Here is a 21,936-nt window from a genome sequence, read left to right on the forward strand (position 1 = left end):
TTTTAAGGGCACATCAGGAGTTAGTATTTTTCGATGATCGCGAGAACATCTTGTGTGTTTTGAGCGGTGCAGATGGCTTCTACATGCTCTTCATTCATAAACAACTCAGCCAGTTTAGAAATCGCATCCACGTGCGAGTTACTGTCTGTCGCGGCTAGCGTAACCAGCATTTTTACTGGGTCGTTACCTTCAGAATCGAAGTTCACGCCGTTTTGAATCACTGTGATGGCAAGAGACAAACGGTTAACGCCATCTTCAGGGCGAGCGTGTGGCATTGCCATACCAGGACCTACCACGTAGTAAGGACCGAGCTCTTCGTGTGAGCGGTAAATAGCGTCCACGTAGCTTGGCTCAATCGCGCCATTTTCAATCAGTGCTTCACAGGATTTGCTCACCGCATCTTTCCAGTCAGTAGCATCAGAATGGATGCGAATCACATCAGAGGTAATCAGTTCACGTAGCATTGGATCTTTCCGGTTTGTTGTTTTGTTGATGGGTACTTTATCGATCAATTTGTCAGAAAAACCTGAGAATGATCACAAATGGTAGCGCTATCTGATAGCGCTATCATAAATTGTGATAGCGCTACCATTTTTATCAGTCATCCGAGTTTCATATGCTTGTGATCGACTTCTAATGCGCTAATATCAAAACCACTAAAACGCTGTGGTAAGATGTCGCGGCAGAAAATAGAGAACACTAAATAAGAACAATGAGCGAACCTCGCAAACGAAGAAGTACTGGCAATGTCACCTTGGCGGACGTCGCTAAAAAAGCCGGCGTAGGCACCATGACGGTGTCGCGAGCATTACGAACGCCCGAGCTAGTATCTGACAAGCTGAGAGAAAAGATTCAACAAGTGGTTGATGAGCTCGGCTATATCCCGAATAAAGCGGCAGGGGCTTTGGCGTCTGCTGAAAGTTACTCCATCGCTCTTATCATTCCTTCCCTGTTTGAAAAAGCGTGCGCGCTTTTCTTACCGAGCTTTCAACAAGCGTTGAACAAAGCGGGTTATCAGTTGCTGCTTGGCTACAGTGATTACTCGGTAGAGCAAGAAGAGAAACTGCTTTCGACATTTCTTGAGAGCCGCCCAGCGGGAGTGGTGTTGTTTGGTAATGAACACAGCCAGCGAACCAATCAGCTTTTGGAAGCCTCGAACACGCCAGTATTGGAAATTGCAGAGTTAAGTTCGAAAGCCAGTTATCTCAATATCGGCGTTGACCATTTTGAGGTGGGTAAAGCCTGTACCAAGCATGTGATTGAACAAGGCTTCAAGAACGTGGGCTTCATTGGTGCGCGTGGCGATCACTCCACTTTGCAACGTAAGCTACACGGCTGGCAAAGCGCGATGATTGAGAACTATCTTGCGCCGGATCATTTCTTAACCACGCACGAAGCACCATCTTCACAATTGGGTGCGGAAGGGTTGGCAAAGCTATTGCTGCGCGATTCAAGTTTGAATGCTTTGGTATGTAGCCATGAAGAGATTGCGATTGGCGCGTTGTTTGAGTGTCACCGCCGAGTGCTGAAAGTCCCGACCGACATTGCGATTATCTGTTTGGAAGGTTCTTCCATGGGTGAGCACGCCTATCCAAGTTTGACCTGTGCGGAATTCGACTACGAACGCATGGGGACGAAAGCTGCAGACAAGTTACTGCAAGCCATTAAAGGTGAGCCTGTAGAGCATGCAACGGATATGGGCTTTAAGCTAAAACGCCGAGCGAGCACTGCGATCAACTAATTTGATTTGGTTAGATACTAAAACGCGATACAAAAAACCTCTCAATGCTGAGAGGTTTTTTTATACGTGAGAACAGTGATTCTCGACTACGGACGCTCACCTGCTGCTAGGCGACGTTCGATATCTGCAACCACTTCTGGGAAGTCAGCAATGGTGTCGATGAGGTAGTGCGGCGAGCTCTTGAGCAATTTTGCACGCGCTTTTTCACGAGCGGCATTAAGCGTTGCTTCGTCCGCAGCTTGGTATTCTTCAAACGTCAGACCTGCTTCGTTACCAGAAAGCAGCAAGCCAACGGTCCACATACCGGCGTTGTGACCTTCATCAATGCCCGGTGCTGCGTCATCCACTTTGATACACGCTTTAACGTCGGTTACATTCAGCTCAATCACGTTTTTCAGTGCCATAAATGGTGCTGGGCGACCACCTTGAGGCAGGTCATCTGTTGCTACTACGTAATCCGGTTTGTAGCCGTAATCCGCCGCCACTGGAATCAATACGTCCATCACTTCACGAGGGTAACCAGAACAAGAACCGATCTTGATGCTTTTGTCTTTCAGACCGTTCACAACTTTAATCGCATTAAGGATGGGGTCTGCGTGGTCAGCCACTTTTGCTTTTTGCAGAGGCATGAATGCTGCGTAGATAGCGTCGATGTCTTCGCTGGTCATTGAGCGACCAAACTTCTTATTCCAACGCTTATCAACAGCAGGAATACGACCCACAGCTTGGATGTGATCCCACTTACCAAGCCCCATTGGTTCACGTGCTTCTTTAAGGTCGATTTCAAAATCAAAACCTTGTTTGAACGCTTCCACAAAGATACTGGTTGGCGCAAAAGAGCCGAAATCGACGATAGTGCCAGCCCAGTCAAAGATCACTGCTTGAATTGGTGAGTTGCTCATGTTCAATCCTTTTTCTTGCTTGCCAGAGCGCTGCCTACACGTTGGAACTGCGCTCAGGATAAATTGGTTTTTGTTGAGGTTAGAAGTAGTTAAAGTCTTTGCATACTTTGGCGATGGCTTCTTCGAATATCGCCAACGCTTCGGTTAGTTGTTCGCGAGTAATGATCAGCGGTGGGCTGAGCTGAATCACGTTACCTTGCGATACCTTGAAGCTCACTCCGTTGTTGAGGCATTGGTACAGCACAGCTTCCGCTTCGTCATACGCGCGTGCTTTGCTTTCGTGGTCAGTGACCAGTTCAATGCCCCATAACATGCCGATGCCACGAACATCGCCAATCACTGGGTACTTGGCTTTCATCTCTAGCAACTTTTCACGCATGAACTGGCTGTCGGCTTTGGCTTTATCTAGCAAACCGTCTTGCTCAATAGCTTCCATGGTTGCCAGTGCCGCTGCACAACCGATAGGGCTTTTCTCATGAGTGTAATGGCCCATGGAGATCTGCTCAGCAGTGTTGTATTTGTCTTTGGTCACCATGGCTGCGATAGGCACTAAGCCACCACCCAAGCCTTTACCGATGCAGAGCATATCTGGCTCGATGTCGTAGGCTTGGTATGTAAACCATTCACCGCTGCGACCCATGCCGTTAGGGATGTCGTCGATGATCAGCATGACATTGTGTTTGTCACAGATTTCACGGATGCGTTTCCAGTAGGCTTTACTCGGCACTTGAACATCCGTGTTGCGAACCGCTTCTGCGATAAATGCGCCCACGCCGCCTTCTTTCTCAATCACGTATTCGAGGTAATCGGCGTAATGCACGTCGCTGCCGTCCTCTACTGGGAAAGCGCCTCGGTAAGACACGGCTGGTGGAATGCGTTCAACACCTGCCATTAATGGTCCCATGCCTTGGCGGAAACACGCTTCGCCACCTACTGAGATGGCATCCAACGATGCGCCGTGGAAGGAATCCCACAGAGACACCACCTTGTAGTTGCCCGTGATGTGGCGCGCTAGTTTAAGTGCCATGCCAACCGCAGATGTGCCACCCGGAGCAAACAGCACGCGATTCAATTCGCCGCCACAGATTTGGGTGAGTTTTTCGGCACATTCAATCGCGGTCTCGTTGGTAAAACGACGCGGTGAAAACGGCAGTTTGGCAATTTGCTCTTGCACACGTTTAATCACATGCGGATGACCATAGCCCAACTGGTGGACGTTATTACCATGGAAATCCATGTACTTTTTGCCGGTAGCATCTTGGATATAGATGCCTTCTGCCGCTTCCAATGTATCTAAGCAAGGCGTTGACATGGCTTGATGAAGAAAGACCTCCGAATCACGCTTCAGTAATGCTTGCGTGCGCTCGTCGTCCATCGATGCGTTCCAAGCTTGGCGCGCTGGTGTCGTGTTGACATCGCCTTCGCTGCGGAAATGGGTCGGTTTGATATTCTGAGTCATAACGCTCTCTCAATCAGAAGGCTGCTTTACGCAACTTGCCAGTACATTGCTTTTTCAATTGCACCGATTAAGCGCTCGATATCAGCTGGGTAAACTTCGCCAATGTTGCCGATACGGAAGCAATCTGCGTTCGATACCTTACCCGGATAAATCACAAAACCTTGCTCTTTTAAACGTGTGTAGAACGTTTTGAACTGGTAATCACTGTGCGTCGGAGAGTAGAAAGAAGTGATGATTGGCGAGTGAAGATCGTCACTCAGTAGCGGTTCAAACCCCAAAGAACGCATACCTGCAACCAGTGTTTTCTGGTTAGTTTGGTAACGGTGATGACGAGCCTCAATACCGCCTTCTTGTTCCAGCTCTAACAATGCTTGATAGAAAGCGCGAACCGTGTGCGTTGGAGACGTGAAACGCCATTTGCCGTGATTCACTTCCATGCAGTGCCACTGGTCGTAAAGGTCAAGGCTCAAAGAACGTGCCTGACCTTGGCACTTTTCTAGCTCAGTTTGTTTTGCAATCACAAAGCCAAAACCCGGCACGCCTTGAATACATTTGTTTGCAGAGCTGATCATAAAATCGATGCCTAATTCTGCAATATCGATAGGAATGCCACCAAAGCTCGACATGGCATCGAGAATCACCACTTTACCGTGTGCTTTTGCCGCAGAAGCAAACGCCTCAATTGGGTTCAGCATGCCAGTGGTTGTCTCACAGTGAACAATTGCCACGTGTGTGATCGCAGGATCCGATGCCAATGCAGTTTCCACCTCGTTCAAGTGTGGCTGTGATGTTTCGCCTGGGGAAACTACATGGCATGGAATATTTAGGTATTCAGCGATCTGAGCGATACGCGCACCGTAAGCACCGTTGTCGACAACCAACAATTTTCCATCTTTGCCAATGGCACTGCCAATCGTTGCTTCTACTGATGCGGTGCCGCTACCTTGCATTAGTACGCTGGTGTAGCTGTCTTGCTCCGTCGCCAGTTTTACAAGCTTAGTGCGGATCACTTCTACAATGTCTTTGTTGTATTCATCATCCCAAGTACACCAGTCTTTTAGCATGGCTTCACGTACTGTTTCAGAAGTAGATAGAGGACCTGGAGTCAGTAGTAGGTATTCGTTTTTCATCTCGATTTCCATTAGAATAGGCTAATTGGTCTACACCAAATTTCGAGTTAACTCTAGCGAGGAAGAAAAGGGCAGTAAATAGGCGAATGTCCAATTTCATAAAACTTTAATATCCAGAAAATTGCGGATCAATTGAACGATTATTCATCGCAAATTTTCGTAAAACTGCCATTTAATGGTCATGATTTCGTCACAAAGGCTCAGTAGGGTGTATATCGTCAACTGGTACAGACCAAATTAAAACTTGGCCAAATTAACTGGAGAAAATGATGAAAAACCGTTTGATGAAAGGATCGCTGGCTGCACTTGTCTCTCTGCTAGCTACGAATGCAATGGCAGCACAGGAAGTCACGGTTTACACCGCTTTCGAAACTGACATTCTTGCTAAATACAAGTCTGCGTTTGAGAAAGATAACCCAGATATCAAGATTAAGTGGGTTCGCGATTCCACCGGTATCATGACGGCGAAATTGCTGGCCGAAAAGAACAACCCTCAAGCGGAAGTGGTTTGGGGTCTTGCTGGATCGTCAATGGCACTGCTTAAAGATGAAGGTCTTCTTAAGCCTTACACACCAAAAGGTTTGGAAGAGCTGCACGCGAACCTAAACGACCCTCAATCAAACCAAGCTTGGTTTGGTAACGATGCGTTCTTTAACGCAGTTTGTTTCAACGAAGCGGTAGCGAAACAACTTAACCTACCGAAACCAACTTCTTGGGAAGACCTAACAAAGCCGGTTTACAAAGGTCACATTGCAATGCCGAACCCTGCGTCTTCGGGCACTGGCTACATGCAAGTTTCTGCGTGGCTACAAAACATGGGTGAAGATCAGGCATGGAACTACATGCGTGACTTAGACAAGAACATTGCACACTACACGCACTCGGGTTCTAAGCCATGTGTTCAAGCGGGTATGGGTGAAGTGGCTATCGGTATCTCGATGGCAAGCCGCGGCGCGAAGTTGAAAACACAAGGCGCGCCACTAGCGGTGATCACACCAAAAGGCATCGGTTGGGAATCAGAAGCCGTTGGTCTAGTAAAAGAGTCGGATGCAGCGAAACGTGTTGTCGACTGGTCAATCTCTAAAGCGGCAAACGAGCTTTACGTAGAAATGTACCCAGTGGTTGCACATAAAGAAGTGAAAGCTACTGTGTCTAACTTCCCTAATGTTCAAGAGAACATGGCGAAGATGGACTTTGCGCAAATGGGCAGCAAGCGTGCAGAGATTCTAACGGCATGGTCTGAGAAATTTGACGCGAAATCAGAGCCAAAATCTTAATTGAATTTGCTTTGAGTTGAATACTGAAATCCACCTCGGTTGAGGTGGATTTTTTGTTTTCTATGTTATTTCAGAGTTTGCTGCAAGTAGATTCCTAGTCTCACCTAGGTTCGCTGGAATGACGGACTTAAGAAAGTCGGGAATCTCTAATTACCACTCTCATCTCCCTTCATCTATTTGTCATCTTCTGGCTATAAATTTGTCATTGGAACGTAACACTCCAAAACTAAAGTTGGTATATACCATCTGGAGCGTGTGTTATGTCAACTAACCAACATTACCTAAATATCGAAAATGTAGTGAAGCAATTCGGACAGTTCACTGCATTAAAGAAAATCTCGCTAGCGATTGAAAAGGGCGAGTTTGTTTGTTTTCTTGGTCCTTCTGGCTGCGGTAAAACCACTCTATTACGTGCCATTGCAGGCCTAGACTTGCCAACGTCTGGTGCAATTTTTCAAAACGGTCAAGAGACCACATTCCTACCACCAGAGAAGCGCGATTTCGGCATCGTATTCCAATCTTATGCGCTGTTTCCGAACCTAACTGTGCAAGAGAACATTGCGGTGGGTTTGAAAAACCAAGGTATGTCGACCAAAGAAGCGTTAGAGAAGGTGGATTACTGGCTAGAAACCATTGGTCTTCCAACCTCTGGCGAGAAATTTCCTAATCAACTTTCTGGCGGTCAACAACAGCGTGTTGCTTTGGCTCGTGCATTGGCGTTGTCTCCGGGTTTATTGTTATTGGATGAGCCGCTGTCAGCGCTGGATGCAAAAGTACGTGTTCACTTACGTGATGAGATTTGCAAGCTGCAACGTAAGCTGGGCATCACCACCATCATGGTTACGCACGATCAGGATGAAGCGTTGTCGATGGCGGATCGTATCGTGGTAATGAACCATGGCGTGATTGAGCAAGTTGGCACACCTCAAGAAATCTACCAACAACCAGCAACGCGCTTTGTCGCTGAGTTTGTCGGCAGCATGAACTTTATTGAAACCTCAGCCGCAACGGACTCCCAAGTACGCATTGCAGAAACCCTAATGCCAGCGCCAAGCTTGACTAATCGTAAGATCCAACGCGGTGACCGCTTCGACCTTGCGGTGCGTCCTGAAAGTATCAAGTTCGTTGAAAACTACACCAATTCTTTACCTGTGAGAGTTACGGCTACCGAGTTTTTGGGGGCGTTTTTCCGCATTGATTGCGTATTGCAAAACGACAGCGCAACGAAAACCATCGTCGTGGATGTGCCTGTGGAAACGGTTCAAAAACTCAATATCAAGGCGGGCGATGTACGTTACATCCAGTTTGCTGAAGAAGGGCTGCATGGTTACGCCGTGCCCTCGGTTGATAAAGCGCTAGCGGCGTAGGTGTAAACATGGATGCGAAGACAATGACGATGAATAGCCTGACCACACAAGACAAAGCAAAATCCCTACTCGGACGTGTTAGCCGCGACAACCTTGTGTTGTTTGGTTTGCTCGCTGGCTTGTCGACCATGATGGTGTTGTTCATCTTAATGCCGCTTTGGGCTATGTTGACCAAGAGTGTGCAAAATGCCAATGGCGAATTTGTCGGATTGGCAAACTTTGCGACGTACTTTTCCTCTTCAAGCTTGTGGGTGTCGGTGGGCAACACCTTCACTTTGGGCGTGATAGTGACCTCGTTAGTCGGTGTGCTTGCATTTGGCTATGCCTACGCGCTGACTCGTTCATGCATGCCGTTTAAAGGTTTGTTCCAAATCCTAGGTACTGCGCCAATTCTTGCGCCTTCGCTGTTACCAGCGATCAGTTTGATCTTCCTTTTCGGTAATCAAGGCATTGCCAAAGAGATGTTGTTAGGAAACTCGATTTACGGCGTGATTGGTATCTCGATGGGTTTGATTTTCTGGACCTTCCCTCATGCATTGATGATTTTGACTACTTCGCTGCGCACTTCAGATGCCCGTTTGTATGAAGCTGCCCGCGCACTTAAAACATCGCCCATCAAAACCTTCTTTATGGTGACGCTACCTGCGGCGAAATACGGTTTGATCAGTACGCTTATCGTCGTCTTTACACTGGTTATCACGGACTTTGGTGTGCCGAAAGTGATTGGTGGCAGCTACAACGTTCTGGCGACTGACATCTTCAAGCAAGTCGTGGGGCAACAAAACTTTGCCATGGGGGCGGTGACCAGCATTATGCTTTTATTCCCTGCGGTAATGGCATTTGGAGCAGACCGCTGGGTACAGAAAAAGCAAAAGAGCTTATTTGACACTCGCTCGGTGCCTTATCAGCCAGAACCTAACAAAGCGCGCGACAGCATTTGTTTGGTTTACTGCAGCATCATTTCTATTGCAGTGTTGGCAGTACTTGGCATGGCGGTGTATGGCTCGTTAGTTACGTTCTGGCCTTGGAACAAAGCGCTGACACTAAACAACTACAACTTTGCTGAAATGAGCACTTACGGTTGGAGCCCATTCTTCAACTCGCTAACGCTGGCAGGTTGGACGGCAGTTATTGGTACAGCCATTATCTTTGTCGGTGCTTACTGCATTGAGAAAGGACGTGCGTTTGGTCCAATTCGTCAAGTGATGCAAATGCTTAGCGTGGTGCCAATGGCGGTTCCTGGTATGGTGCTTGGCTTGGGTTACATCTTTTACTTCAACGATGCGAACAATCCTCTGAACGTGCTTTATGGCACCATGGCATTCTTGGTGATTAACACGGTAGTGCATTACTACACAGTGGGTCACATGACCGCCCTGACAGCGCTAAAGCAGTTGCCATCAGAGATTGAAGCCACGGCGGCATCGGTGAAGCTTCCTCAGTACAAGTTGTTCTTTAAAGTGACATTACCTGTGTGTTTACCTGCGATTTTGGACATTGCGACTTACTTGTTTGTTAATGCATTGACCACCACTTCTGCGGTAGTATTCCTTTACTCAACCGATACGATTCCGGCTTCGGTCTCGATTCTGAATATGGACGATGCAGGTCAAACTGGCGCTGCTGCGGCAATGGCTGTGATGATCATGATGGCTGCCGCAATTGCGAAGATTGTTCAGATGACTTTGGGTAAATTGTTAGAAAATCGCACACAAGCTTGGCGCAAAAGATAAGGACACTTCGTGCAATACGTAAAAATTAAAGATTCGATTGTTGAACAGATTGAAGCGGGCATGCTATCGCCGCGTCAAAAACTGCCAGCAGAGCGTAAGTTGGCGGAGTCGTTCGATACTACACGCGTCACTCTGCGTGAAGCTTTATCACTGCTGGAAGCGGAAGGTCGAATCTATCGCGAAGATCGCCGAGGTTGGTTTATCTCACCTGAGCCATTGCGTTACGACCCAACCCAAACGCTGAACTTCCCGAACATGGCGAAAGCGCAAAATCGTGTGCCAAAAACGGAGTTGGTCGCAGCAAAAGGGACGTTGGCAAACAAACAAGCGGCGCGTTTGCTGGACTTGCAGCCTTTCTCGGATGTGTATCGAGTCGACCGTGTACGATACCTTGAAGACAGACCTGTGGTGTTCGTAACAAACTACATTCGTCCAGAGCTGTTTCCGAACCTGCTGGATTACGATTTATCAAATTCACTGACGGACATTTACCGCGAGCATTATGGCGTGACGTATCAAAAGATTCGCTACCGCATTTCAACCAGCACTTTGTTGGGTGAAATGGCTCAGGCACTGCGTGCGACAGCCGGTACGCCTGCGATGGTAGTGGAGCGCATCAACTACAATCAACACGGTGAGTTAATTGATTGCGATATCGAGTATTGGCGACACGATGCCATCAGCATTGAATCTCTGGCGGAACTCAATCGTTAAGTGGATTTTCTCATTATGTAAGGCTCCATCTCGGGGCCTTTATTTTATTCAGACAGGAACATTGAAATGGATTTGTTGGCGATTGGTCTCGTCGTTTTTTCTGCTGTTCTCCATGCGGGGTGGAATATCCTTGGTAAAAGCAACTCAGGTTCTGGACTCGCGTTTACCATGGCCGCCAGCTTCTCTGCCTGTGCCATTCTTACCCCTTATTTGATTTGGTATTTGGCGACCATTGGCTGGACATCATTACCGAGCGAGTTTTGGGGATTGCTGTTCATTAGCGGCATTTCACAAATGGTTTATTTGGTCGGTTTGATTGTCGCTTATAAGCACGCAGACGTGGGTGTGGTTTATCCGATTGCTCGAGCACTGCCTGTGATGATGGTCGGCGCAATCACTGTGGTATTGGGACATGAATTATCCAGTCAGCAGTGGGTTGGGTTCTTGCTGATTACCCTTGGTTGTATGCTGGTGCCACTGACGAATTTTCGTCAAATGACATTGGGCTCTTATTTGAATGTCGGTGTGTTCTGGGCATTGATTGCCGCAATAGGCACAACGGGTTACTCTGTGGTCGACAAAGAAGCGCTGAGTTTACTCACAGGACAAGTATCAGAGATCTTGAATGATCAGTACAGTGCAATCTTCTATTTGGGCGTGCAGTTTTGGGCAATTGGTATTCCTGCCCTTGTGTGGTGCTTGGTTACGGGCAAGCCAGATGAGATTAAGACAGCCTGGCATATCCGAAAAACAGCCAGCATGGCAGGGGTAATGATGGCATCCACCTACGGCTTGGTGCTGTTTGCGATGACCATGACCGACAACGTGAGTTTGGTCGTAGCACTAAGGCAAATCAGTATTGTGTTTGGATTGTTTATGGGGATTTGGTTTCTGTCTGAGAAATGGTATCTCACCCGAGGGCTTGGCGTTACTTCTATCGTGGCGGGGATCATTCTCGCGCTTGCGTATTGACCTATATTCACGAAAAAAGGCAGCGAATGAGCCTCTCGCTGCCTTTTGTATTAACTTGTAAGCCTTGTTTAAAAACGCAGTTGCGCACCAAACATCACGCCGCTAGAGTCAAAATCGCTGTTTTTTGAGTACACATATTCTGCATTCAAACCAAAGTGTTTATAGCTCCAGCCGATACCGCCAGCCGCTTCACCTCCGACACTTGAGTGTTCGATGTTCTTGCTCTGACCGTTCACTTTATAAGTGTATTCGAGAGTGTAGAGAGTGACACCTGCCTTGCCGTACAGTTCGAAACCTGAACCCAGAGGATAGCTAGCATAGCCACTCAAGCGAGGTCCGGAGAAGCTCGTATCGGTGACTTCTGAAATCGGACTCACGAGTATCGAGCCGATACCGTCAAACGCGCCTTTATAACCTGCTTCGATACCAAAGTTATGTGTTGGCATGTAGCGGTAATATATTTCACCTAAGAACATGTCGCCTGATTCTTTGCTTGTCGGAGCATCGTAGTTCACATCGCCATAGCCAATGTTTGTACCTATGATGTGCTCACTGGTTTCTGCATTGGCTGACAAAGAAAAAGCCGACAACACTAAAGCAGTAATGAATGAATAACGCATGAACGCTTCTCCTTAGCTTTTAGCTTGCTCGCCTTTTAATATTTGTTCGAAAGTGATCTTGGTGTTGTCTAGCCATTCATAACGGCGACGATACATCGAACGCTTAGAGCGCGACATGCCTTCGATATCTCGACGGGGTGCATTTACATCAATTGAGTAAAAATGACGATTGTATTCGGTGCCGCCTAATTCTTGCCAGAGTGCATCGTAATCTGTTTTGATTCGCCCTTTGCTGTAGCGCTTAGCTGCGTAAGTATGGGACTGCGTTTTCACTGCTAGAATCGTGTTCACTTCCCAAATTTGTGCGAGCAAAGTGAGCAAGCTCACCATCAAGCTTTTTGGTCTCTGTCCGTAAAGCTTACGAGTTAGCTTTTTAATTTTCGCGTTGTTTTCTTCACTGCTTCGCGGTCCTTGTAAGCCGCCAATCATAATGCTGCGTCCAGATTCGATGTGACCGAGCGTAAAAGAGAGTGTGTAGAAGTTGCCATCTTCAGCGCTGTGCAGCACTAGGCTCATATCGCCTTCTTTTTGATAACGTGCTTCGTATACTAATCTCACCGAGTACAGGATTTCGTCAATTTCAAAAGAGGCTAATGTTAGGCCTTTCGAGTCTGTGTAGATTTCTTCGATTGTTTGTTTAGAAAACAGTTCTGAAATCGTTTTATAGTGATCAACCACCAAGTTAGAACGATCGAACGCTGAGTTGTTTTTGATGATATACGGACGAAACGGCTTCTCTAAAAATCGATGCGTACGTGTACAAAGCAACTCTAACAATGACGATTCAATATTGTCTGAAAGGTGCTTAAACGCACGTTTGTAATAAAGCGCACGTAAGATGAACTTAGCTCTGTAGGTCCAAATTGGCTTGTAGACATCAGCATAATCATCTGAGTAAATCGATTTGCTATGGTAAAAAATGGATTTGTTCGCGGTCATTTTCACTCCAGATTAACTTGTGCTCAATAGCGACAATTAAGAACCGACGGACGAGCAGCGAAGAACCCGAAAAGGAGGAATGCAAAGCACGACTGAAAAGAGGTGGTTTTTGCTGTGTCCGACGTTTGTGTAAGGTTTTGAACACTGTTCTTTTGCTGGAATTCTAAGAGAAAATTGACCTTAGGTATTGTATGGTTTGGTAAGGAAGTGTCAGGTTGAAACCCATTGTTCTAAATGAAGAAAATGCGAATGTAGGCTGAATATGACGTTGAGTTGCTAAGTTAATGTGAAATAAGTTGAACGAAAATTGAACATTATTTGAAATTGTTTTGACGTGTTTTAGGTCTTTATACGTACCTTATAAGTATCGAGCCAATTTTGGCCCGATGTAAAGGTAAGTAAGGAGAGGTTTATGAAACGCTTAACAACTTTAGCAAGTACGATTGCTCTGATTGCTGCACCTTCTATGGCTCTTGCTGGTGGTTATCAGTGGACAAACGATACTGAAACTATCCATGGCGACGTAATGGATAGCAAACAAGCGGCTTATGAAATGGGCCGAGACATGATCCAAAGCTACCAAAATAAATCATCTGGACAACTCCGTGATGAGTTTACGAGCCTTACAACGTATGTTGATCGCCAATCGTTTTCTATCACTGACTCAAAAGTCATGGTAAATGAGTTCTTGCAAAGTGACGGGCAAGTTGTTTACCAGCCTATTCTCAATGTTCAATACGAGTACCGCATGCGTGATACCGGTAAATACTAACCAGTAAGACGGACTTGAATTGTTTACCACTAATATTTTTTGCTGTTTGTTTTGGGGAGCCACGAGCTCCCCATTTTGTTTTTGTCGAAAGCGAAAATTTCACACTCTCAGTGCAACATTTTCTATCGCTCAGCGTTAGATTTTCTTGCTCGTTGATTGTCATCATCGTTTGTAAAGTGTTTGCGGAAATGGATGTAACGCACTAACGAGGATACCCGATGACACATCATTCATATTGGTTCAAGCAGGCAATTGAAGCTGAGCAACCAGAAACGCCACAACCGTTACAGCAGAACATTAATACTGACGTTGCGATTGTTGGTGGCGGATACACCGGACTTTGGACCGCGATTATGATTAAGCAGCAATCTCCGGAAAAAAAGGTAGTCGTGATTGAAAAAGGCCTTTGTGGCAGTGGTGCATCGGGCGCAAACGGCGGTTGTATGCTGACTTGGTCTACCAAGTTTCCGACATTGAAACGGTTATTCGGTGAAGAACATGCTGCTTGGTTAGTAAAAGAGTCGGAACAAGCAGTGCTAGAGATTGACGACTTTTGTCAGCAGCACAACATTGATGCGCACTTATCGTTGAAAGGGGTTTATTACACTGCAACCAATCAGGCTCAAACTGGGGGAATGCAGCCAGTTGTGGACGAGTTAAAGCGATTAGAAGTGAACAGTTGGCGTCGTTGCTCGGTGGAGGAACTGCGTGCCAATGCGGGTTCACCTCGACATATAGAAGGCTTTCACTCTCCAGTTGCAGCCAGCGTTCAACCTGCATTATTAGTGAGGGGGTTACGCCGTGTTGCTATTGATCTGGGTGTAGAAGTTTATGAGAACACGCCGATGACGCGTCTAGATTATGGAAAACCTGCCACTGTCTGTACACCTAAAGGAAATGTTCAAGCGCAGCAGGTGGTATTGGCATTAAATGCATGGATGGTGGAGCAGTTTAAACAGTTCAAAAACAGTATCGTGGTGGTCTCTTCCGACATGGTGATCACCAAGCCCCTTGGTGACGCACTACCTCTATCTGGTTGGCAGGCAGGTTCTAGCGTGTTGGATTCACGTATCTTCGTCCACTATTACCGAGATACGCCAGATGGCCGTTTGATGTTGGGGAAAGGCGGCAATCAGTTTTCTTTCAATAACCAAGTCGACGCAATGTTTAACAAGCCAACACGCTACCAAGGTCTACTGCGCAAGTCGTTCGATAAGTTGTTTCCTCATTTGAGAGGAGAGGAGTTTGCTTATTCATGGACGGGGGGCTCTGATCGTTCTGCTACTGGTTTCCCTTTTTTCGGCGAGCTAGATAAACAGAGCAATATCTTTTACGGATTTGGTTATTCAGGCAATGGTGTAGCGCAGACTCGAATGGGCGGAAAGATCTTATCTTCATTGATATTGGGAATCGATAACGAGTGGACGAACAGTGGTTTAGCCAAAGGACCGTTGGGGTATTTCCCACCAGAACCGCTTCGCTGGACCGGGGCTATGATAGTGCGCAACGCGGTACGTCGAAAAGAGGAAGCAGAAGATAACGAGAAAACGCCGTTTATCTGGGATAAGTGGCTAGCAAAACTCGCGGGACCAGCAGGCAAAGCGGATAAGCTTGACTAAACTGAAGACTTTAGCCACAAACGAGACAGTTTGCAGTGAAAGTCATTGGGGCGCGATGAAGCCTTGTGTTAGCCTCTGTCTTTCAAGCTCAGATTTAAAAGGTGAGTCATAAAATGAAAGTATTCAGCAACTTCGATAGCGGCAGCATTCACGTAGTGAAAGCGGACGACAAAAACGACATCCAACTCAAAATTCCTAACGACAATATGTCGGAATTCTACCAGTGGTTCCACTTCCGTCTTGAGACAGAAGCCGAGCAATCACACACCATCAAATTGCTTGATTTGGCTAAATCGGCTTATCCAGAAGGATGGCAAGGTTACGATGTGGTTGCGTCTTACGATCGTGAAGAATGGTTCCGAGTACCGGCAGAGTTCGATGGCGACACGCTGACTTTCACTGTAATCCCTGAGCGCAGCTCAATTTACTTCGCGTACTTTGCGCCATACACGTACGATCGTCATTTAGACTTGTTACACATGGCACAAAGCGCGCACCACTGCCAACTAGAGACGCTTGGTCATACGCTAGATGGCAATGACATGAGCTTGCTTACTTTTGGTGAGCCAGAAGAAGGCAAAAAGAAAATCTGGATGATTGCACGTCAGCACCCAGGTGAGACCATGGCGGAATGGTTCATGGAAGGTATGATCCAACGTCTGTTAGATGAAAACGACACGGTTGCGCGTGCATTGCTTGAAAAAGCGGTGCTTTACGTCGTACCAAATATGAACCCAGACGGTGGTATTCGCGGTCACTTGCGTACCAACGCAGTAGGTGTAAACCTAAATCGTGAATGGCAAACGCCATCAATGGAAAAGAGCCCAGAAGTCTACCTTGTGCGTCAGCGCATGCTGGAAACGGGTGTTGACATGTTTTTAGATATTCATGGCGATGAAGCGATTCCGTATAACTTCGTCGCTGGCTCAGAAGGTATTCCTTCTTACGATGAAAATCTTGCCGCTTTAGAGACATCATTTAAGCAAGCGTTACTGACTATTACGCCAGAGTTCCAAGATGAGATTGGTTACGATAAAGATGAGCCTGGTAAAGCGAATTTGACGGTGGGTTCAAATTGGGTTGCAGAGCAGTTCAAATGCTTGTCTTACACAATCGAAATGCCATTTAAAGATAACAACAATCACCCAGATCCACTTTACGGTTGGTCTCCTGAGCGTAGTGTCTTGTTTGGGCAAGATGTATTAGCTGCAACGTTAACCGTAGCGGATAAAATTTAGCGCGACGAGTTAACGCTTTTTCATTATTTCGAAAACAGCTCATTTAAATGAGCTGTTTTTTGTGCTCTCCAGATCCACGCTCCCCTGTAAAAATTTGTTGCCATTCACAAGCTTAAATGATGATTCTTAAATTTGAGAAAGTGGCTTTTTATGGTGATTTGCGTCACAGAAAGTTGGCTTCTTTGTGATATTCTCCGCAACGAATTGACTATGGCTAAACCAACGCAACGAACTTTGTTTTTCGGTTGGGTATGCGGATGAAGCTCATGAATAGATGGTCTTGAGGTTACCTTTTTCCGTTTTACGTCATTGGCGTTTGAATATCATTTTTGATTCTTTCCTACGCTATTTAGCTATTTCTATTCGAAGAAAAGAGAAAGTTACGGCTTCATATTTTACGGCAGTATGCTGCCGCGATGTGTTGCTTTGTGTACAAGAAAAAGGAAAAGAATAATGAAAAAAATCGCTATAGCAGTGGCTACTGTACTTGCTGGTGGTGTGATCTCAAACGTTGCACTTGCTGACACTTACATGGGCGGTAAAGTAGGTTACAACTCTCTAAACGATGCGTGTTACCTAAACGAACCTTGTGACGACGACAGTTTTGCAGCATCTATGCACTTAGGCTACAGCTTCAACAAGTACGTTGCAGCAGAGTATGGTGTTGATTACCTTGGTGACTTCACTGCAAACTTCAAAAAGCCTGGCCTAAACACCGTTGATGGTGATCTTTGGGCGTTGACGCTTGCTCCTAAATTTAACCTACCGCTAACGGATTCTTGGAATCTATTCGCGAAAGTTGGTGCTGCATACATGATGGCTGGTGACGAGAAAGATTTCGTACCAACTGGCTCTCTGGGTGCTGAATACCAAATCAACTACAACTGGAGCCTACGTGCTGAATACCAACGCTACCAAGATATGTCTGATGACGTAATTGAAGACATGGATTCAGATTTCTTCGGTATCGGTTTCAACTACAAGTTTGGTTCTGAGCCAGTCGTTCAAGAAAAAGCCGTTGAAGAGGTGGTAGAAGCACGTCCTGCAACCCGCATTGTAGATCACGTTTACCCTGCTCAAACAACAGCGACAGTACAATTCGACTTAGAAAGTGCAGAAGTGAAAGACGCGTCGAACCTTTCTGGTACCGTTGATTTGATGAATACTTACCCACAAGCTCAAGTTGAGATCACGGGTTACAGCGATACGACAGGTTCTGCTGCTTACAACAAGCAACTCACAGAAAAACGTGCGAAAGCCGTTGCTGACGAGTTCCAAGCAAAAGGTATTGCGGCTGAGCGTATGACAGTGAAAGGCATGGGTGAAGCTAACCCAGTAGCAAGCAACGAAACACGTCAAGGTCGTCAAATGAACCGTCGTGTTGAAGTAGTTGTCCCTGCGTTTGAATACCAAACCACTGAGAAAGCAGAATAATTCCTGCTTAAGATAAAGTTCCAAAAGCCAGCGTGTATCACGCTGGCTTTTTTGATCCCGCTTAACAAACTCAGCACTTTCATCAATTTGTCATCACCAGTTCATACCATGGCTGCCAAGTGTTTGGGAGAGTGTTATGCAAAGTTTACCGCCGCTTAATTTGCTCCGAGCGTTTGAAGCCACGGCGCGATTACAGAGCTTCACTAAAGCCGCAGAGGAGCTAAATGTGACCCGTGCGGCCGTCAGTCAGCAGGTGAAATCGCTAGAACTGCAGTTAAATGCAACATTATTCGAGCGCAAGGGTACGCATCTTACGCTGACCAGCTCAGCAAAAGAATACTGGCCTGTGGTTAACCATGTGCTTCAAACATTATCGACCACGACGCAGCATTTATTTACTCGTCCCAAGAATACGCAAGTTAACTTACATGTCGCTCACAGCTTTTGCTCTCAGTGGTTAATGCCAAGATTGGCTGATTTTCAGCGACAATTCCCAGACATTTCCTTTAAAGTCTCGACAACTGCTAATACAGTTCCAAACGCCAGTGCGATTGCGGATATCGAAATTATTAACGGAGATGGAGATTGGCAAGAGCAAGAAGCCATACGATTAACCCAAGAAAACTGGATTGTTGTCGCAAGCCCCGGCTTTATGCATTTAAACCCGATAAATGACCTCTCGCAGTTAGCTAAAGCGCCTAAAATCTGTACTAGTGGTTATCATGAATCTTGGCAAGAGTGGCTTTCACACCAAGGTTACCAAGGGAAGGTGAGCAAAGTCGTCGCCGAGTTTGAACACTCATTGCTTGCTATTCATGCTGCGATTAATCAACTTGGCGTGTTGCTGGTAAGAGACTTTCTTGTTGAGGATGAGCTGCAACAGGGCGTATTAGTCCAGGCTGGAAATTGGCATATGCCAAGTTCTGGTGCACATTATATGGTGGTTCGAGCATCCGAAAAATCACACGTAAACACCTTTGCTCAATGGTTAATACAGAGTCTTTAATGTTCGTTCAGCGAGTAAGTAGAGCGCATGTGTGGTTTGGCTATTATTAGCAGTAGCAAGTCATCAGTCTAGGACTGAGCGACATGCTTAATGACATCTAATAACCACTGATTTACCGGAGCTTGCTGTTGAGAGCGACGACAGCTCATCACGTAGCGAACATCAAGCTCTAGCCCAGCAGGAAGCGCGATACTCCGGCAACCCTTAGGAACATGTCCACTCATCGTTATGCCAAAATGATTCGTTTGCAGAAGCACTTTTTGAATCATCGCTGGATGCTCAATTTCCACTTTAGGTGTGGTTCTAAAACCCATATGTTTGAGCCTTTCCAACACTGGGTATCGGTAGTCGTTCCATCCCGGCGTTTTAAAAAGTATAAAAGGGTATTCTTCTAGTTCTTGGGAGTTTTGAGCGGGATGATCTTGTCGAACAAAAAATACCGCTTTTCCTCGCCCTAGTTCGGTCTGAACAATTGACTGTGGCAGATTTTCATCAAAGTAATGAATCGCAATGGCGTTTTCACCGTCAATTAATCGTTTTTTTGCTTCGCTACCCCAGCGCAAACATGAGAATTTTGCGTTTGGGGCGTGCTTTAGTAACTCCAAGTAAAACTTGTCACCAAAGTACTCCCAAAACAATGTGTTGGCATAAATAGTGATTGAACCGTCAAAATGAGCTGGTGAAAAATGCTGTGGTTTGATGGAATCAATACTGTTGATTATTTGCTCAAAATGCGCAATGTTCGCTTCCACAAAAGCTGTTGGTTCAAAGCCATTTTTGGTCTGAACGAATAGCGGATCATTGAGCTGAGTTTTCATCTTTGTCAGATTTTTGCTGATTGCTCCTGACGTTTTACCGAGTGATTCTGCGACTAACCGGACGTTACGTAACTCATACATCCGTTTTAATACCAAAATATTTTGAATATCCAGATTAACGCTCATACATTGTCTCGCTTGGCTTTTGTCGACAAATCATATCGCTGAATTTCTTAAGAAAAGACAACGCTCGGTCAATTTAAGTTGCTGCCTTATCCCTGATTTATTGAAGGTAACGATAAGTTATTCTTGGTTACATCAGTTTATTAGCATGGATTTCCATTTGGTAAATAATGGCTTTCCTCGTATGAGCGCGTTTCTGTTGTTACAGTTTTTCCACCGACAGAAAGTAAGAACGATAATAGAGGTGATGTATGAAAAAACTAATCGCACTTGTTTTGATGGTTTGCTCAACAAACGTAGCATTTGCTGGTGATGGGTCATACACGGGCACGATTGATATGACGATGGCAACGAAAAATCAGGTTGACGTAGAGCGTTCAGATTCTCAATTGACGCTGAAGGGTCGCAATGAAATGGCCTATGGCGGTGTAACAATCCATTCGGATGCTGCAACTCAAAAAATTGAACTTCGTGGTCGACGTGATTAATCGAATAGTTTCTTGTTAAGAAAATGCCGCGAAGAACGCGGCATTTCTATATGTAATATCATCAGATCATAATTACCAGATAAGCGTATGGTGAGAAGCTAAGCGCAATGACCACCTGCCATTATTCGCATGGCGGTGCCATATGAATGACAGCTAAGCCCCCCAAAGAGGTTTCACGGTATTTTTTATTCATATCTTTACCAGTCTGATACATGGTTTCGATAACTTTATCTAAAGAAATTAAACATTTACTTGTGCGCTTTAATGCCATACGCGATGCATTAATCGCTTTCATTGCTCCCATGGCATTTCTTTCAATACAAGGTACTTGAACCAAGCCGCCAATCGGGTCACAAGTCATACCCAATGAATGCTCCATCGCAATTTCCGCAGCAATACAAATCTGCTCGTTACTGCCCCCTCTTAGCGCTGTTAAGCCAGCGGCAGCCATGGATGAAGAAACCCCAACTTCTCCCTGACACCCCACTTCTGCACCAGAAATTGACGCGTTAGTTTTATATAAGATGCCGATAGCGCCGGCGACTGCGAGAAAGTCTTTTAGCTGTTTAACATCGAGCTCTTTGATGAAGCGATGGTAGTACATCAATACCGCCGGAATCACCCCTGCTGCACCATTCGTTGGAGAAGTGACGACTTGCCCTCCTGCTGCATTTTCTTCACTAACCGCAAAGGCGAAGAGATTGATCCAATCCATGATCTCCATCGGATCGTTTTCAACTGCAGCGTTGGCTTCGAGCTTTTTCAAAAGGTTTGGTGCTCGACGAGTGACATTTAGACCACCTTCCAAAATCCCTTCCGTATCGAAGCCACGTTGCATGCAGAGCGACATCACTTTCCAAATTTGCTCTGCTCTTTGGTTAATTTCTTCGTCTGAGCGAAATGCGAGTTCGTTTTGGAGGATCATGCCTCCCAAGCTGAAACCGTTCGTCTCGGCTTTTTCCAGCATCTCATCTGCGGATGTAAACGGAAATGGTACTGCGACCTCATCTTGTTGCGTGCCGTTCTCTAGTTCGTCGGCGGTGGCGATGAATCCGCCCCCAATGGAGTAATAAATTTCAAACGCTACTTGATCTCCAGCAGCGTCTAATGCCGTAATCGTCATGCCATTTTCATGCAGGGGAAGGTTGTCGCTATGAAAGACGATGTCATGGTCGTAGCTAAACTCAATCTGGTGTGTACCGGCGAGCATGAGCGTATTATTGTCTATGGTATTTTGTAGCGCACTTTTGGCACTGCTCATTTTGATGGTATCAGGTTTATTTCCCATCAAACCAAGGACCGTGGCTCGGTCTGTATGGTGCCCTCGACCTGTCAGTGACAATGAGCCATAAAGGTCCACTTGCACCCGATGCACTTTCGCCATAGAGTCGCTAACTAGCTGAGTGAAATGGAATCCGGCAAGCATAGGACCATTAGTATGGGAGCTGGATGGCCCGACACCAATTTTAAATATATCGAAAATCGACAGCATAATTGACTTCCTTTAGCAGTGAACCTTTATAAAGGTCTCTAGAACAGTGTTGTTAACTAGATGTTAAAGCTTGTGGGTCGGGAGTGAAAGAA

Annotated in this window: 20 protein-coding genes; 12 read left to right on the top strand and 8 right to left on the bottom strand. The window is 46.1% G+C overall.

What is annotated here, in order from left to right:
* Positions 1 to 20: 20 nt before the first annotated feature.
* On the bottom strand, positions 21 to 464 hold the full coding sequence (locus tag R8N49_RS15665) for a PTS sugar transporter subunit IIA (protein WP_005384357.1): 444 nt from the start codon (positions 462 to 464) through the stop codon (positions 21 to 23).
* Between the two features lie 248 nt (positions 465 to 712).
* Here R8N49_RS15665 and R8N49_RS15670 point away from each other — a divergent pair, with 248 nt between their 5' ends.
* A complete protein-coding gene (locus R8N49_RS15670) occupies positions 713 to 1,741 on the top strand; it encodes a LacI family DNA-binding transcriptional regulator (protein ID WP_005442357.1) in 1,029 nt (342 codons plus the stop codon).
* An 86-nt stretch (positions 1,742 to 1,827) separates the two neighbouring features.
* Here R8N49_RS15670 and phnX read toward each other — a convergent pair whose 3' ends face one another.
* From phnX to phnW, 3 genes are all read right to left on the bottom strand, one after another.
* Entirely contained in the window at positions 1,828 to 2,643 is an 816-nt protein-coding gene (gene phnX / locus R8N49_RS15675) for a phosphonoacetaldehyde hydrolase (RefSeq protein WP_186585510.1), read from the bottom strand.
* A 79-nt stretch (positions 2,644 to 2,722) separates the two neighbouring features.
* Positions 2,723 to 4,102: an aspartate aminotransferase family protein gene (locus R8N49_RS15680; protein ID WP_186585509.1), complete on the bottom strand. Its 1,380-nt coding sequence runs from the start codon at positions 4,100 to 4,102 to the stop codon at positions 2,723 to 2,725.
* Positions 4,103 to 4,128: 26 nt separating this feature from the next.
* Positions 4,129 to 5,232 carry a 2-aminoethylphosphonate--pyruvate transaminase gene (gene phnW, locus R8N49_RS15685; protein ID WP_186585508.1) on the bottom strand — a complete coding sequence of 368 codons (1,104 nt, stop codon included), beginning with the start codon at positions 5,230 to 5,232 and terminating at the stop codon, positions 4,129 to 4,131.
* A 266-nt stretch (positions 5,233 to 5,498) separates the two neighbouring features.
* Here phnW and R8N49_RS15690 point away from each other — a divergent pair, with 266 nt between their 5' ends.
* From R8N49_RS15690 to R8N49_RS15710, 5 genes are all read left to right on the top strand, one after another.
* On the top strand, positions 5,499 to 6,509 hold the full coding sequence (locus R8N49_RS15690; RefSeq protein ID WP_171342663.1) for a putative 2-aminoethylphosphonate ABC transporter substrate-binding protein: 1,011 nt from the start codon (positions 5,499 to 5,501) through the stop codon (positions 6,507 to 6,509).
* A gap of 260 nt (positions 6,510 to 6,769) precedes the next feature.
* Positions 6,770 to 7,876: a putative 2-aminoethylphosphonate ABC transporter ATP-binding protein gene (locus R8N49_RS15695; protein ID WP_186585507.1), complete on the top strand. Its 1,107-nt coding sequence runs from the start codon at positions 6,770 to 6,772 to the stop codon at positions 7,874 to 7,876.
* Between the two features lie 8 nt (positions 7,877 to 7,884).
* Positions 7,885 to 9,609 carry a putative 2-aminoethylphosphonate ABC transporter permease subunit gene (locus tag R8N49_RS15700; RefSeq protein ID WP_213986350.1) on the top strand — a complete coding sequence of 575 codons (1,725 nt, stop codon included), beginning with the start codon at positions 7,885 to 7,887 and terminating at the stop codon, positions 9,607 to 9,609.
* Positions 9,610 to 9,618: 9 nt separating this feature from the next.
* Complete coding sequence (gene phnR / locus R8N49_RS15705; protein WP_005374048.1) at positions 9,619 to 10,323, top strand: phosphonate utilization transcriptional regulator PhnR; 705 nt, start codon at positions 9,619 to 9,621, stop codon at positions 10,321 to 10,323.
* Positions 10,324 to 10,389: 66 nt separating this feature from the next.
* The gene (locus tag R8N49_RS15710) at positions 10,390 to 11,295 is read left to right on the top strand and encodes an EamA family transporter (RefSeq protein WP_186585504.1); all 906 of its coding nucleotides are present in this window, start codon (positions 10,390 to 10,392) and stop codon (positions 11,293 to 11,295) included.
* Between the two features lie 68 nt (positions 11,296 to 11,363).
* On the opposite strand, the gene R8N49_RS15715 is transcribed toward R8N49_RS15710, so the two are convergent.
* Both R8N49_RS15715 and R8N49_RS15720 read right to left on the bottom strand, forming a co-directional pair.
* Positions 11,364 to 11,915, bottom strand: coding sequence for an outer membrane beta-barrel protein (locus R8N49_RS15715; protein WP_005374044.1), 552 nt, complete (start codon positions 11,913 to 11,915; stop codon positions 11,364 to 11,366).
* 12 nt (positions 11,916 to 11,927) lie between these two features.
* Complete coding sequence (locus R8N49_RS15720; RefSeq protein ID WP_005384371.1) at positions 11,928 to 12,854, bottom strand: VirK/YbjX family protein; 927 nt, start codon at positions 12,852 to 12,854, stop codon at positions 11,928 to 11,930.
* 412 nt (positions 12,855 to 13,266) lie between these two features.
* On the opposite strand from R8N49_RS15720, the gene R8N49_RS15725 reads away from it, so the two are divergent.
* The 5 genes from R8N49_RS15725 (at position 13,267) to R8N49_RS15745 (ending at position 18,923) form a co-directional block, all read left to right on the top strand.
* Entirely contained in the window at positions 13,267 to 13,626 is a 360-nt protein-coding gene (locus R8N49_RS15725; protein ID WP_017819758.1) for a DUF3316 domain-containing protein, read from the top strand.
* A 218-nt stretch (positions 13,627 to 13,844) separates the two neighbouring features.
* Positions 13,845 to 15,245 (top strand): FAD-dependent oxidoreductase, encoded by a 1,401-nt coding sequence (locus R8N49_RS15730; protein WP_042523350.1) that lies wholly within the window; start codon positions 13,845 to 13,847, stop codon positions 15,243 to 15,245.
* Between the two features lie 113 nt (positions 15,246 to 15,358).
* The gene (locus R8N49_RS15735; protein ID WP_017819760.1) at positions 15,359 to 16,483 is read left to right on the top strand and encodes a M14-type cytosolic carboxypeptidase; all 1,125 of its coding nucleotides are present in this window, start codon (positions 15,359 to 15,361) and stop codon (positions 16,481 to 16,483) included.
* A 453-nt stretch (positions 16,484 to 16,936) separates the two neighbouring features.
* Complete coding sequence (locus R8N49_RS15740) at positions 16,937 to 17,917, top strand: OmpA family protein (RefSeq protein WP_005374035.1); 981 nt, start codon at positions 16,937 to 16,939, stop codon at positions 17,915 to 17,917.
* 136 nt (positions 17,918 to 18,053) lie between these two features.
* Entirely contained in the window at positions 18,054 to 18,923 is an 870-nt protein-coding gene (locus tag R8N49_RS15745) for a LysR substrate-binding domain-containing protein (RefSeq protein ID WP_115386473.1), read from the top strand.
* A 68-nt stretch (positions 18,924 to 18,991) separates the two neighbouring features.
* Here R8N49_RS15745 and R8N49_RS15750 read toward each other — a convergent pair whose 3' ends face one another.
* Positions 18,992 to 19,867 carry a LysR family transcriptional regulator gene (locus R8N49_RS15750; RefSeq protein WP_258489544.1) on the bottom strand — a complete coding sequence of 292 codons (876 nt, stop codon included), beginning with the start codon at positions 19,865 to 19,867 and terminating at the stop codon, positions 18,992 to 18,994.
* Between the two features lie 248 nt (positions 19,868 to 20,115).
* Here R8N49_RS15750 and R8N49_RS15755 point away from each other — a divergent pair, with 248 nt between their 5' ends.
* Entirely contained in the window at positions 20,116 to 20,352 is a 237-nt protein-coding gene (locus tag R8N49_RS15755; protein WP_054579233.1) for a hypothetical protein, read from the top strand.
* 121 nt (positions 20,353 to 20,473) lie between these two features.
* Here the strand turns inward: R8N49_RS15755 and R8N49_RS15760 are convergent, their stop codons facing one another.
* Entirely contained in the window at positions 20,474 to 21,844 is a 1,371-nt protein-coding gene (locus R8N49_RS15760) for an L-serine ammonia-lyase (RefSeq protein ID WP_017819764.1), read from the bottom strand.
* Positions 21,845 to 21,936 lie beyond the last annotated feature (92 nt).

It is taken from the genome of Vibrio sp. 1978, assembly GCF_033344345.1.

What these genes read in the sequence shown, in the direction of transcription:
- R8N49_RS15760 (WP_017819764.1), bottom strand. Translation starts at nt 21,844, where the DNA reads ATGCTGTCGATTTTCGATATATTTAAAATTGGTGTCGGGCCATCCAGC.
- R8N49_RS15735 (WP_017819760.1), top strand. Translation starts at nt 15,359, where the DNA reads ATGAAAGTATTCAGCAACTTCGATAGCGGCAGCATTCACGTAGTGAAA.
- R8N49_RS15670 (WP_005442357.1), top strand. Translation starts at nt 713, where the DNA reads ATGAGCGAACCTCGCAAACGAAGAAGTACTGGCAATGTCACCTTGGCG.
- R8N49_RS15725 (WP_017819758.1), top strand. Translation starts at nt 13,267, where the DNA reads ATGAAACGCTTAACAACTTTAGCAAGTACGATTGCTCTGATTGCTGCA.
- phnW (WP_186585508.1), bottom strand. Translation starts at nt 5,232, where the DNA reads ATGAAAAACGAATACCTACTACTGACTCCAGGTCCTCTATCTACTTCT.
- R8N49_RS15700 (WP_213986350.1), top strand. Translation starts at nt 7,885, where the DNA reads ATGGATGCGAAGACAATGACGATGAATAGCCTGACCACACAAGACAAA.
- R8N49_RS15720 (WP_005384371.1), bottom strand. Translation starts at nt 12,854, where the DNA reads ATGACCGCGAACAAATCCATTTTTTACCATAGCAAATCGATTTACTCA.
- R8N49_RS15665 (WP_005384357.1), bottom strand. Translation starts at nt 464, where the DNA reads ATGCTACGTGAACTGATTACCTCTGATGTGATTCGCATCCATTCTGAT.
- R8N49_RS15740 (WP_005374035.1), top strand. Translation starts at nt 16,937, where the DNA reads ATGAAAAAAATCGCTATAGCAGTGGCTACTGTACTTGCTGGTGGTGTG.
- R8N49_RS15750 (WP_258489544.1), bottom strand. Translation starts at nt 19,867, where the DNA reads ATGAGCGTTAATCTGGATATTCAAAATATTTTGGTATTAAAACGGATG.
- R8N49_RS15745 (WP_115386473.1), top strand. Translation starts at nt 18,054, where the DNA reads ATGCAAAGTTTACCGCCGCTTAATTTGCTCCGAGCGTTTGAAGCCACG.
- R8N49_RS15715 (WP_005374044.1), bottom strand. Translation starts at nt 11,915, where the DNA reads ATGCGTTATTCATTCATTACTGCTTTAGTGTTGTCGGCTTTTTCTTTG.
- R8N49_RS15755 (WP_054579233.1), top strand. Translation starts at nt 20,116, where the DNA reads ATGAAAAAACTAATCGCACTTGTTTTGATGGTTTGCTCAACAAACGTA.
- R8N49_RS15690 (WP_171342663.1), top strand. Translation starts at nt 5,499, where the DNA reads ATGATGAAAAACCGTTTGATGAAAGGATCGCTGGCTGCACTTGTCTCT.
- R8N49_RS15680 (WP_186585509.1), bottom strand. Translation starts at nt 4,102, where the DNA reads ATGACTCAGAATATCAAACCGACCCATTTCCGCAGCGAAGGCGATGTC.
- R8N49_RS15710 (WP_186585504.1), top strand. Translation starts at nt 10,390, where the DNA reads ATGGATTTGTTGGCGATTGGTCTCGTCGTTTTTTCTGCTGTTCTCCAT.
- R8N49_RS15730 (WP_042523350.1), top strand. Translation starts at nt 13,845, where the DNA reads ATGACACATCATTCATATTGGTTCAAGCAGGCAATTGAAGCTGAGCAA.
- R8N49_RS15695 (WP_186585507.1), top strand. Translation starts at nt 6,770, where the DNA reads ATGTCAACTAACCAACATTACCTAAATATCGAAAATGTAGTGAAGCAA.
- phnX (WP_186585510.1), bottom strand. Translation starts at nt 2,643, where the DNA reads ATGAGCAACTCACCAATTCAAGCAGTGATCTTTGACTGGGCTGGCACT.